Annotated in this window: 11 protein-coding genes; 6 read left to right on the top strand and 5 right to left on the bottom strand. The window is 59.6% G+C overall.

What is annotated here, in order from left to right; translation table 11 throughout:
* Window positions 1-1,901 (top strand): patatin-like phospholipase family protein (locus tag AAC035_RS11455; protein WP_339804102.1); only part of this gene is annotated, 1,901 nt, incomplete at its 5' end.
* Between the two features lie 19 nt (window positions 1,902-1,920).
* Here AAC035_RS11455 and cls read toward each other — a convergent pair.
* Window positions 1,921-3,351: a cardiolipin synthase gene (cls, locus tag AAC035_RS11450; RefSeq protein WP_339804099.1), complete on the bottom strand. Its 1,431-nt coding sequence runs from the start codon at window positions 3,349-3,351 to the stop codon at window positions 1,921-1,923.
* A 168-nt stretch (window positions 3,352-3,519) separates the two neighbouring features.
* On the opposite strand from cls, the gene AAC035_RS11445 reads away from it, so the two are divergent.
* The 4 genes from AAC035_RS11445 to AAC035_RS11430 all read left to right on the top strand — a co-directional run bounded on the left by AAC035_RS11445 (window position 3,520) and on the right by AAC035_RS11430 (window position 6,983).
* Window positions 3,520-4,314, top strand: coding sequence for an alpha/beta fold hydrolase (locus tag AAC035_RS11445; RefSeq protein WP_339804097.1), 795 nt, complete (start codon window positions 3,520-3,522; stop codon window positions 4,312-4,314).
* A 56-nt stretch (window positions 4,315-4,370) separates the two neighbouring features.
* A complete protein-coding gene (locus AAC035_RS11440) occupies window positions 4,371-5,456 on the top strand; it encodes an SMP-30/gluconolactonase/LRE family protein (RefSeq protein WP_339804095.1) in 1,086 nt (361 codons plus the stop codon).
* The gene (locus tag AAC035_RS11435; protein WP_339804092.1) at window positions 5,456-5,926 is read left to right on the top strand and encodes a thioesterase family protein; all 471 of its coding nucleotides are present in this window, start codon (window positions 5,456-5,458) and stop codon (window positions 5,924-5,926) included. Before AAC035_RS11440 ends, AAC035_RS11435 begins: the two co-directional genes overlap by 1 nt.
* A 79-nt stretch (window positions 5,927-6,005) precedes the next feature.
* A complete protein-coding gene (locus AAC035_RS11430; protein ID WP_339804091.1) occupies window positions 6,006-6,983 on the top strand; it encodes an NADP-dependent oxidoreductase in 978 nt (325 codons plus the stop codon).
* Here AAC035_RS11430 and tcdA read toward each other — a convergent pair.
* The 4 genes from tcdA to speA form a co-directional block, all read right to left on the bottom strand.
* Window positions 6,971-7,765: a tRNA cyclic N6-threonylcarbamoyladenosine(37) synthase TcdA gene (tcdA, locus tag AAC035_RS11425; RefSeq protein ID WP_339804088.1), complete on the bottom strand. Its 795-nt coding sequence runs from the start codon at window positions 7,763-7,765 to the stop codon at window positions 6,971-6,973. The genes AAC035_RS11430 and tcdA overlap by 13 nt on opposite strands.
* A 110-nt stretch (window positions 7,766-7,875) precedes the next feature.
* Entirely contained in the window at window positions 7,876-8,514 is a 639-nt protein-coding gene (locus tag AAC035_RS11420) for a ChrR family anti-sigma-E factor (RefSeq protein WP_339804086.1), read from the bottom strand.
* Window positions 8,511-9,110 carry a sigma-70 family RNA polymerase sigma factor gene (locus tag AAC035_RS11415; RefSeq protein WP_339804083.1) on the bottom strand — a complete coding sequence of 200 codons (600 nt, stop codon included), beginning with the start codon at window positions 9,108-9,110 and terminating at the stop codon, window positions 8,511-8,513. The genes AAC035_RS11420 and AAC035_RS11415 overlap by 4 nt, the downstream gene beginning before the upstream one ends.
* Window positions 9,111-9,273: 163 nt before the next feature.
* Window positions 9,274-11,178, bottom strand: coding sequence for a biosynthetic arginine decarboxylase (gene speA, locus AAC035_RS11410; protein WP_339804081.1), 1,905 nt, complete (start codon window positions 11,176-11,178; stop codon window positions 9,274-9,276).
* A 226-nt stretch (window positions 11,179-11,404) separates the two neighbouring features.
* On the opposite strand from speA, the gene speE reads away from it, so the two are divergent.
* Window positions 11,405-12,286: a polyamine aminopropyltransferase gene (speE, locus tag AAC035_RS11405; RefSeq protein WP_339804079.1), complete on the top strand. Its 882-nt coding sequence runs from the start codon at window positions 11,405-11,407 to the stop codon at window positions 12,284-12,286.
* Window positions 12,287-12,381: the final 95 nt, after the last annotated feature.

The following is a 12,381-nucleotide window of genomic DNA, read 5'->3' as shown; positions in this document are numbered from 1 at the left end:
GGCATTATCGCCCGGTGCGGGAAAAATCCCGCGACTGGCGCTTTCCTGCAAGTCCCGGGCTGGGTGTCGGCCGGGATGGCCTTCGTATTGGTCTTGGCATTGTGGCCGGTCAGAACCTGGGCTTTATTCTGAACGAGCTGACCCGGGAGGCGGCCCTGGTCCGGGATTTTGATCAGCTGCCCATACCATTCCGGGCAATCGCCACGGATCTGGCCACCGGAGAAGAAGTGGTGATTGCCGATGGTAGTCTGGCTGAGGCCGTTCGGGCCAGCATGAGCATTCCGGGGGTCTACGCCCCGGTCAGTCGCGAGGGGCAGATGCTGGTGGACGGCGGTGTTGCCAACAACCTGCCGGTGAGTGTGGCCCGTGGGCTGGGAGCGGACGTTATTATTGCCGTTGATATCAGTGATGAACTCTTTGAAGTCGAAAACCTGGATCAGGCATTTTCCGTCATTGCCCAGCTGACCACGCTGATGACCCGGCAGAATGTCGTCAGTCAGCGCGACCAGCTGGGACCCCGGGACGTGCTGATACGGCCCGACCTGGAGGGCCTGACCTCTGCCGATTTTTTCGCAGCTGCGGCCTTGATGGAGCTGGGTGCTACCGCTACCCGCCAGCATGCGGGCCAGCTGTACACCCTGGGCGTTGACGAGACTGCCTGGGAAGGCTACCTGGCGCGGCGCCAGAGGCGTGATTTCGAACCGGGGATCATCTCCGGTATCCGCATCCGCCAGGACTCCCGCCTCGCTGACCGGTTTCTGCGGGACCGTATCCGGCAGCAGCCAGGTGAGCCGCTGGATGTACCGCAGCTGGAAGAGGATCTTAACCGGATTCACGGTCTTGGCTATTATGAAACCGTCAGCTACAGCCTCAATCCGGATGGCAGTGACGGCGCCGAACTCGACATTGCGGTCAATGAAAAAAGCTGGGGTCCGAACTATCTGAGTTTTGGCCTTGGCTATGAAGAAAATTTTGATGGGGATACCCGCTTTAACGTCGCCACCCTGTTGCGGATGACTGAACTCAACCGGTTCGGTGGTGAATGGCAGACCGGACTGCAGCTGGGTACCGAACCCTGGGTACGCACTGAATGGTTCCAGCCGATCGAGCATGGCTATCGTCGTTTTTTCGTGGTGGGTCTGGAGTTTCAGCGGGACCGCTACCGGGTGTTTAAAAGCGGCGAGCGAGTTGCGGAAGTCGATGTTTCCCAGCGCCAGGCGGATTTTTCTCTGGGTACCGAGCTGGGGCCCGACAACGAAATACGCATCGGTCTGGAACGCGGCTATGCCCGTGTTGATGACCGGGTAGGTGACAGCCCCGCCAGCGAAGATCGTATTCAGCAGGGTAACTTTACGGTGCGTCTGGTGCATGACTCACTGAACGACACCTTCATGCCGGATGAGGGCAGTTTTGCTGGTTTCCGGGCAAGATTCGAGCGGCCGGGGCTGGGATCGGATTCTGATTTTGATCGCCTCACCATGCGCCTGGCCAGGGCCTATCGCTATGATCGCTGGGTGGTGTTCGGTGAGGCATTTGCCAGCATGGTCAGTCGTGGTCAGGCCGGTGTCGAGAATGCCGTTGCTCTGGGGGGGTTCCGGCGACTGTCGTCTTACGGTCGCGGCGAAGTGAGCGGACAGGACGCGGCATTGATGTCATTGATCAGTTATCGCAATTTCGGGGGACCGGTCGTGCCGTTCTTCGCCGGATTGGGTGTTGAGGCTGGCAATGCCTGGGAAGCTTCCGATCAGGCCCGGTTTGACGATCTACTGGTGTCAGGCAATGGCTTCATGGGCCTCGACACGCTGATCGGCCCGGTGCAGCTGGCATTGTCCTACAATAACCAGGAGCACTGGGGACTCTACCTGAACGTGGGCTATTCCCTGGGTCAGCTGTTTGAGTAGGACTCAACCATGGCGGTGATCACAGGAGCGGAGCTGCCAGACGCAGGCCGCGACAGGCAATTCTGAATAGCAGGGAACGGGCCTTGTAGTCATGTTCCGACAATGGCCGACTTTGACGGAAGTCTTCTTCCAGCATGGTTTCCACATCGGCGACAACGGAGGCTGCGGTGAATATGGCCGTAATCTCGAAATTCAGACGCATCGAGCGGTTATCAAGGTTCGCGGTGCCAATGGCGGCGTAGCGCTGGTCTACCAGAATAACCTTCTGATGCATAAAGCCTGGCTGGTACTGATAAATGCCGATACCCGCCTGATCGGCCTGAACGAGATACGAATAGGCCGCCATGCCGATGATGACGCTGTCTGAGTGTTCCGGAATCAGAATGCGTACATCGACACCACGAAGGGCTGCCAGTTGCAGCGCGTTCATGATCTGGAAATCCGGTACGAAGTAAGGCGAGGCGATCCACAGCCGTTGGCGGGCGTTGTTGATGCAGTTCAGGAAGAACAGCGTGCAGGTTTCCCAGGTATCTGCAGGGCTGCTTGGCAGTATCAGCACTTCCTGGCCAGGATCGCCGGTATCGACGGGCGTCCAGCTCAGTTCCGGATTTTCTGTGGCTGCCCAGTTCCAGTCTTCAAGCCAGGCCAGTTGCAGGCCAAGCACGGCAGGTCCGATGATCCGGCAATGGGTATCTCGCCAGGGTTCTGCGCCAAGGGGTTTGCCCAGGTACTCGTCGCCCAGATTGATGCCGCCGATGAAGCCGATTTTCCCATCGCATATCAGAAGCTTGCGATGATTCCGGAAGTTGATCTGAAAGCGCAGCCGCCGGACATTACCGTTGCCGAAAGAGGCCACTTTCGCTCCCGCACGCTCAAGGTCCCGGAGGTACTTGCGGGGCAGCGAGTAGCTGCCGACATCGTCATAAAGAAAGTACACCTGGACACCTTCGCCCAGTTTACGCCGCAGAATGTGGTGGATGCGCTGACCGACCCGGTCTGAGCGGATCAGGTAAAATTCCAGAAGGATGTAATCCCGGGCTTCCTCCATGGCTTCGAACAGTGCCTCAAAGGTGGCAGTGCCGTTTTTCAGGAGGGTACACTGGTTGCCGCCGGTAAATGGCTGGCGGCCAAGATTGCTGAGAACCTGCAGTTCGTCGTTGAAGTGTTCCTGGGCCGGGTGTGGAAACGCGGAGGCTTGCCGCTCAAAGTGGGCGATTACCGGGTCGAGGGCTTTGTCGCCACTTCTGCGGGCCCTGACGTAGCCGTAAAACCGGTTCCGGCCGAACATCAGAAACAGTGGTACAGCAACCCAGGGAAGTGCCAGCAGGCTGATGATCCAGGCCAGGGCGCCCTGAGCGGTGCGGTAGGTCATCAGAATACGATAAATGAAAAACAGGGCAACCCCGTAAAACACCAGGGCGGCAAGGGCGAGCACTGAAAAATCCGGCATTGACTGTACTCTTGCAAAGCGACCCTGCAACAATAGCATGTCGCTACCGGGTTATGGCACCGTAGCCTGGGTCGTCGGGACTGGCTGGAGAGGCTGCTTGCGGAAAAGGAAGCAGGACCCGGCGACAAAACAACAATTGCGGAATTCCATCTGACTGGAGACTGGCTGATGAGCGTCACACTGAACCACCGGGTTAGCGGACAGGGTAAACCGGTACTGCTGCTGCATGGTGTATTTGGATCCCATGAAAATCTTGGCGGCGTTAGCCAGCGGCTGCAGGATGAGTGGCAGATACATGGCCTGGATCACCGTAATCATGGCAAGTCGCCCCACACCGACACCATGGATTATCCGGCCATGGCAGAAGATGTCGTGCGCTACCTTGACGAACAGGGCCTGGACCGGGTCAGCCTGCTGGGTCACTCCATGGGCGGCAAGGTCGCCATGCAGGTTGCGCTGAGCTATCCCGAGCGGGTTGAAAAAATCATCGTGGCCGACATTGCGCCGGTCGCATACAAGCCCCGCCATGACGCGATTCTGGAAGGCATGAAAGGGCTCGACCTGAGTGGTGTGCGCAGTCGTAAAGAGGCAGATGAGGCGTTGCAGCCCCATGTGGACACGCCGGAGGTTCGGCAATTCCTGCTGAAAAATCTGGAGCGGATTCCTGATCATGAAAAGACCGCTAGCGGCCCCGTGTTCCGCTGGCGCCTTAACCTGCCGGTGATTGAGGCCTGTTACGGTAACCTGGCGGCGGCGCCGGTATGCAGCAAGCCGTTCAGGGGGCCGGTGTTGTTTATAAAGGGTGCGGATTCGGCTTATATCCAGACCCGGCACCAGGAGGAGATTGACCGGCTGTTTCCCAATGCGCGGCTGGAGGTGATTGAGGGTACCGGCCACTGGCTGCACGCCGAAAAGGCCGATGAGTTCGCAGAGGTGTGCCGCCGCTTCCTGCGGGAGGGCTGACCGGCAAACAGGAGTTGCACCATGACATCACCAGGTGTGAAAACAGGAGAGGCAACGTGAAGTGGCTGCTGGCCGGATTGCTGCTGGCCTTTCTGCTGCTGGGCAGTTTCCTGCTGGCGCCGTCACCGATCGACAGCCGGGGCTGGGAACCTCCTGCCAATCCCGGTTTGCGGGGAGAAATGGCACCCAACGAGCGGCTGCGTTTGTCGGATCTGGTGGCCAGGGGTGGGGTTCAGGGACCGGAAGACGTCGCGATCGACGGCAACGGGTATCTTTTCTCAGGTCAGGCCGATGGTTCCATTGTGCGAATCTCGCCCGAGGGAGTCGTTGAGTCCTGGGCAAACACCCGAGGTCGCCCTCTGGGACTGGCCTTTGACGCCCAGGCGAATCTGATCGTCGCAGATGCCGTCCGGGGCCTGCTGTCGGTCAGTCCGGCAGGAGAGGTGACGCGGCTGACCCGCGAAGCGGAAGGTTTGCCCTTTCGTCTGACCGACGCGGTCGCGGTCGCTGACGATGGGCGTATCTACTTCACCGACGCAAGTTCACGGTACCGGCTTGATAATTACCGGCTGGATCTGTTCGAGCTACGGGCCAACGGGCGTCTGCTGCGGTATGACCCTCGCAGCGGCCGCACTGAGGTACTTCTGCGCAATCTGTATTTCGCCAATGGCGTCACCTTCTCTCAGCAAGGCGACTACCTGCTGATCACCGAAACGGCCCGCTACCGTGTTCTGCGTTACTGGCTGAAGGGGCCGTCGCAGGGCCAGGCCGAGGTGTTCGTGGATAATCTTCCAGGCTACCCGGACAACATTAAGGCAGATTCCGCAGGACGCTATTGGGTAGCCGTGCCGGCCCTGCGGCGGGGGCTACTTGATCAGCTTCACCGGCAGCCCTGGCTCAAGGATCTGGTGGCGAAACTGCCAGGATCACTGCAGCCGGCACCGGAGCCCTACGGCCTGGTGCTGGCCCTGAGCCGGGACGGGAAGGTACTGACCAGTCTGCACGACACCCGGGGTGACTATCTGTGGGGTGTTACCTCGGTTACGCCCCATGACGGCATTCTTTATTTCGGATCGCTGTACAGCGACAGAATCGGACGGCTTCCGCTGTCAGCGGTGCCAGGACTTGGAGAACAGGATTGATGACCGACCACCCGACGGCGGGCTGGGATTTGCCCGACCCGTTCATTCTCGAGCTGACCGTGCGCGATGAAGACACCGACCGGATCGGCCATGCCAATAATGTGGTTTACGTGCGTTGGCTGGAGGAGGTGAGCTGGGCTCACATTGAAAGCAACGGCATGACCTGGGCACTGCACGAGCAGACCGGCAAGGCCATGGCGATCACCCGCACTGAAATCGACTACCTGGCCGCCGCCAATACCGGTGACCACTTGCTGCTGGGTACCTGGCTTACCGACTGCGATGGCCGCATCCGCTCGGCACGGCAGTTTCAGCTGATCCGGCCGGCAGATGGCAAGACCCTGGTGCGGGCGGTATCGACCCACGCCTGCGTCAATATGGAAAGCCAGCGGCCGAGCCGGATCCCGAAAGAGTTCATGGCGGTGTTTGAGCGGATTCGAACCCCGGGAGGCTATCAGTTTCCCCGGTGAGCCATGAATGTCCCCCGGCTACTGTTATGGCGGTTTTCTGCTAGTCTGAAGAATCAGGCAGTCCGTTCAGGAGTATGTTATGGAACCAGTGGCCGCAAAGTTTATGAAACGACTTGTTTATCCCGCTTTCGGCGACGCCGGTCTGCTTGTTCTGACCGACGCTCCGGTACCTGAGCCGGCACCTGATCAGGTCTGTGTTCGGGTGGCCGCCGCCGGCCTCAATCCCATTGACTGGAAAACCCGTCGGGGTCTGGGCCTTGTCGCCAGCAAGATCGGCTCTCAGCTACCCTGGACGCCGGGTTACGACATGGCGGGTGAAGTGGTGGCGATTGGCGAGCAGGTGACCACTCTGGCACCCGGTGACCGTGTCCTGGGTATGGTGGGTTTTCCGATGGAGGGCGGTGCCTGTGCCGAGTTTGTGACGGCGCCGGCTGCGGATCTGGCCATTGTCCCGGAGGAACTGGGGCTGATCGAAGCGGCCGGGCTGCCGCTTGCCGCGCTGACCGCCTGGCAGGCGCTGTTCGAGATGGCGGATCTGCAGACAGGTCAGAAACTGCTGGTCCATGCCGGGGCGGGTGGTGTTGGTCATCTTGCTGTCCAGTTTGCACTGGTGCGTGGTGTCCACGTCATTGCCACGGCGTCCGCCGAAAACCGGGATTTTCTCGCGGGATTCGGCGTACACGAGGTCATCGACTACCACAAAGTGGATTTTGTTGACGAGTGTTATGGCCTGGACGCGGTGCTTGATCTGGTGGGCGGTGAGACCGGCAAGCGGTCACTGCATACCCTCAGCGAGCACGGCGTTCTGGTCACTATCCCGACCATGACCGCTGACGAGGTGGTCACTGAGGCGGAGCGCCAGGGCCTGCGGGCCCATGGTATGACGGTGCGCCCGGATGTTGACCAGCTGGAGGAAATTCTGGAGCTGATTGAAGACGGTGATGTGCGGGTTCATGTGGATGAAGTGTTTCCGGCGAGCCGCGCGGCAGATGCCCACCGCCTGCTGGAAGCGGGGCATGTGCGGGGCAAGCTGGTTCTCGACTTTCAGTCGCTTTGAGTGGCTTTGCGGGCAATGCGGTTGATCAGCCGTGAGGCGGCCATCATGCCAAAGGTTGCGGTGACCGGACAGGCCGCGCCAAAACCGGTGGCGCAGTCCAGCCGGACCGGGCCATTGCCTGGCTTCTGGTGACACACTTCGCCGTCAGCGGCCGGGTAGGTCAGTTGCTCGGTTGAAAAAACCGCCTCCACGCCGAAGCGCCGTTTGGGATTTCGCGAGAAGCCATAATCCCGCCGCAACAGATTGCGGATTTTTGCCAGTAGCGGATCCTGAATGGTACGGCTGAGGTCCGCCACCTGAATCAGGGACGGGTCCATCTGGCCGCCAGCACCACCAGCCACCACCAGAGGAATCTTGTTGCGCTGGCAATGGGCAATCAGTGCCGCCTTGGATTTGACACTGTCGATGGCATCCACCACCCCGTTCATATCCCGGGTGATGAGCTCAGTCAGGTTTCCCGGGGTGACAAATCCGAAGTGAACCCGGATGTCGGCCTGCGGGTTGATGGCCCTCAGCCGGTCAGCCATGGCCTCGGTCTTGGTGCGACCGTACTCACCCTGAAGTGCGTGGAGCTGCCGATTGGTATTGGACACGCAGACGTCGTCCATATCAATCAGCGTGATGGTACCGATGCCGCTTCGAGCCAGGGCTTCGGCGGCCCAGGAGCCTACGCCACCAAGTCCGGCGACCGCAATGTGAGCGTCGCGAAAGGCCAGGCAGGCCCGTCGTCCGTAGAGGCGCTCAACGCCGCCAAAGCGGAAGCTGTAGTCGTCGGTGGTCATAACAAGCCTGTTACAGTCAGATGGAGCCGCCATTGTAACTGAAAAAAAAGCCGGACAACCCCCAGGGGTGTCCGGCTCTTGAAATCGTCCGCTTCAGGGCCCGAAGGACCCTAGCGAATGAAGGGGTTCAGCAGACGGGTGAAGGTACCGGTCAGTTTCAGCGGCGCACTCAGGACTGAAAGCGTAATACAGTCATCGCCTTCAAGAGCCACTGGCTTGTGTTCATCTTCCTGGCCGAGGACCACGAAATCCCACTGGTTGAAAACGCCGCGGTTGTCGCAGAACGCACCCTGAAGAACGACGGTGGTTTCGTCACCACGATGGGTGTGAACGGGCGCTTTGCCTCCTGCGCACAGTTTCTGCAAAACCACGCGGTCCTTCTGGCCGGGGAATCGCTCGGTAATGTCCAGTACGCTCACATCGCCAAGCTGTTTCTTCCAGGGCAGGCCATTGAGGTCATTGCCCAGAAGCTTGGTCAGCAGGTCCTGCCGTGGCGGTTTGGGTTCAGGCATCACTTCCGGCGGCTGCTGATCGATGCGCGCCAGAATGCTGTCGAACATGCTCTCGGAAACCGAGACCTGTGCCTGTTGCTCCATCATTACCGCGCCAAGGCTGTCCAGCGAATCAACGCGGCTGCGGCAGTGGGAGCACTTGTCCAGGTGCAGGCGAATGCACACGGCGTGTGCCTCACTGAGATTGCCTGCGCTGTATTCCATCAGAATCAGGCTGTCTGGGTGATGTCGGGTCATACGTTCTGGTCCTGCAAAATCCCCTTGAGTTTGTTCAGCGCCAGCCGCACCCGGCTTTTGACGGTGCCGAGCGGGATGTCCAGCTCATTGGCGACCATCTGGTGCGACTTGTTCTCCATGTACACTTTGGCAATTACCGTAATCTGTTCTTCCGGCAGGTGTTTCAGGGATTCCCGCACCCTGCGCTCGGACATAAGCCTGTGCAGGGAAGTCACCGGCTGGTTATCGTCCTCACCGGGAATCTGCCACAGATCTTCGGTTTCAATGGGCATTTCCGCGCTGGTACGCTGCATCTTGCGCAGCATATCGATCCGCTGGTTACGGGCGATGGTGAAAATCCAGGTAGAGGCTGCTGCCTTGCGCCAGTCGTAGAGACAGGACCGGCGCCAGATAGAGACGAACACTTCCTGCACCAGCTCCTCGGCATGGCTCGCCATACCATTGGCCATGGCGTAGTACTTGAGCTGGGGAGCGAAATGCTCGAACAGGGCGTGGTAGGCCTGCCGGTCCTGGCTCTTGCCCACTTTCTCAAGAAGCAGACTCCAGGGGTCCTTGCGGCCCTCGGCTCGTGAAGGCTTCTGGTCCAGTGTGGTCACCGGGCGCTCCTTGACAGTGGAATGAGCAGTCGTCGTGTTCATCATTGTAGGCACTCGTCCAGCGGTTGTCAGTTCCAGATGTACGCCGCTGAATCAAAGCCGGATCAGCGCCGGCGTCGATCTTTTTTATCTGAATGCCTGCCTGGTCAGTGCCGGAGAAATTTCATTCCTCGAGATAGGTGTAACCGTCCAGTCCGGCTTGCACCTCCGCCAGCAGCTGCGCCTGCTCTTGCGGGCTGATATCGCTGGCGGCGAACCGGTCACGGTAGGCCTGCGAGAGGTTGACCGGATCGAAATTCACATAGCGGAGGATATCGGCCACGGTGTCACCTTCCGTGGGCGGACTCACTGTCATGGTGCCGTCGCTGGCAAGCTGGACGTCGACCGAGTGGGTGTCACCGAACAGATTGTGCATGTCGCCGAGGATTTCCTGATAGGCACCGGTCATGAAAAAACCCATCAGCAGGGGGTTGTCCGGATCGGATTCCGGCAGTGGCAATGTGGTTTCAACGCCCTGGCCATCCACGTAGCGGTCGATTCGGCCGTCGGAATCACAGGTAATGTCCTGGATTACTGCCCGACGTGTCAGCGGACGCTGCAGACCACTGATGGGCAGTACCGGGAAAATCTGGTCAATTCCCCAGATATCCGGTAGCGACTGGAACAGAGAAAAATTGACGAACAGTTTTTCCGCAAGCTTTTCGTTAAGTTCATCCAGGATTTCACGATGGGCGCGGCTGCTCGTCTCCAGCTGCTGTTGCAGCAACCGGCAGCAGGCAGTGTAGGTGCGTTCAGCGGCGGCACGGTGACCCAGTGAGACCACGCCGTGGGCGAACAGGGCGTGGACATCGCCCATGGCGTGCAGCAGGTCGTGGTAGATTTCAACCCGCGAACGCTGAGTGCGGGTATCAAGCAGGCTCTGGTAGTCGCGCCAGAGATCGTGCAGCGGAACCGGTGCACTGGCATCGGGGACCGTGGGTACCCCCGACTCCGGCCGCTCCTCATCTATGACATTAGTGACCAGCACGGCGTGGTGGGCGGTCAGCGCGCGTCCGGACTCGCTGATCAGATCCGGATGAGGCACACCGGTGCGCTCACATTCCTGCTGCAGGGTGTGTATGACATTGTAGGCGTACTCACGAACGCTATAATTCATGGAGCAGCTGCTGCGGGAGCGGGTACCCTCGTAGTCAACCCCGAGGCCGCCGCCGATGTCGACGGTCTCCACTGGTGCGCCCAGGTGGCGCAGTTCGCTGTAGAAACGGGCACATTCCCGCAGACCGGTCTGGATATCGCGAATGTTGGCAATCTGGGAGCCCAGGTGGAAGTGCAGCAGTTGCAGGCTGTCCAGTGCCCCGGCCTGTTTCAGGCGGGCGACCACATCCAGTACCTGGCTGGCAGACAGGCCGAACTTCGATTTTTCGCCGCCGGTGTTCTGCCAGTTGCCTTTGCCAATGGTGGCCAGCCGGGCCCGCACCCCGATGAGTGGCCGGACGTTCAGATTGCCTGCTTCTTCCAGAATCAGGCGCAGCTCTGAGGGCTTTTCCACCACGATAAATACCCGGAAACCCAGTTTCTGACCAATCAGGGCCAGCCTTACGTACTCGCGATCCTTGTAACCGTTGCAGACGATCACGGATCCGGGGGCCGACGACAATGCCAGTACCGCCATCAGTTCCGGTTTGCTGCCGGCCTCCAGGCCAATCTGGCGCTGACTGGCCGCAGGCTCGGCCCGCAGCAGCTCTTCAACCACCCGGCGCTGCTGGTTTACCTTGATGGGATAAACCGCGGTGTACCTGCCCTGGTAGCCGTGCTCCAGCGCCATCTGGTTAAAAGCATCGCAGAGGGTGTTGACGCGATCGTGCAGAATGTCGGTGAATCGCATGAGCACGGGCAGGGCAATACCGTCCGATGTCAGCTTCTGCACCAGTTGTGGCAGGTTGATGGTGTTTTCCGGCTGACTCCGGTTGGGCCGCATGAGCACGTCGCCCCCGGGGCTGACGTCCAGATAGCCGTCGCTCCAGTGGGGGATGTTATAGACCTGGCTGGCGTTGGTGGTAGCGACCATTCACTCATTCCTGTAGCTGATGCGGTGAGACTGCCCTTGGCACGGCACGGTTCCGGACCATACCGGAGGGGCACATTGTAGGCTGCCGGGAACCCGTCGACTAGGCTCCGGGAAAAACCAGTGGCCAGTTGAGAGGATCTATGACTTCAGCTCGGGCCAAAGGCAACCTACAATGGCCACCAGACGACGCCGCCAAACGGCACGATGCACAGATTGGAGAAAAGTGATGAGCACACTCGACAACGGCTGGTTTACGGAAGTGTTCCAGGACAAGGGAACGGCCTTCTCTTTGCAGGTGAAGCGCAAGCTGCACGAAGAGCAGAGTGAATTCCAGAAGCTGGAGATCTATGAGACCGAAACCTTCGGCAATCTGATGGTGCTGGATGGCTGCGTGATGCTCACCACCCGGGACAATTTTCTGTACCACGAAATGATGACCCATCCGGCGTTGTTCACCCACCGCAATCCGAAAAAGGTAGTGATTATCGGCGGTGGTGACTGTGGCACCCTGCGCGAAGTGCTCAAGCACCCCGACGTGGAAGAAGCCTGGCAGGTGGAAATTGATGAGCGGGTAACCCGGTTGTCGGAGCAGTATTTTCCCGAACTTTGTGAGTCGAACGGCGACCCCCGGGCCAATTTCTTTTTCGGTGACGGTATCCGCTGGATGCGGGATGTTGAGCCGGCCAGCGTCGACATAATCATTGTGGATAGCACGGATCCTGTGGGACCGGCGGAAGGTCTGTTTGCTCTGGATTTTTACCGGGATTGCATGATTGCACTCAGAGAAGGGGGCATCGTGGTGCAACAAAGTGAATCGCCGCTGCTGCATACCGACACCATCATCAGGGATATCCACGAGGATATGAGCAAGGCCGGGTTCGATCATGTGCAGACCCTGCCCTTTCCCCAGCCTGTGTACCCGACCGGCTGGTGGAGCTGTACCATGGGCGGGAAGGTCGCCCAGACCCGCTACTTCCGTGAGGAAGATGCCGCCAGCAGGCCTTTTGTCACCCGTTACTACAATGAAGGCATCCACCGTGGCGCGCTGGCCATGCCCCAGTTCATGATCGACGCCCTTGAGGACAGAGTAAGTCCGGAAGAAGGCTGAAGGGTCAGCGGCAGCCTAACCCGTCGCCGCTTTTCCTCAGTGACCCGTCCTAAAATACGTTGACGGTTTTTGTTGAAGCCAGCGCCTTATGGGTG

The organism is uncultured Marinobacter sp., assembly GCF_963974375.1.
Taxonomy (GTDB): Bacteria; Pseudomonadota; Gammaproteobacteria; order Pseudomonadales; family Oleiphilaceae; genus Marinobacter.
Note: the sequence above shows the minus strand (reverse complement) of the source record. Positions and strands in the feature narration are given on the sequence as shown.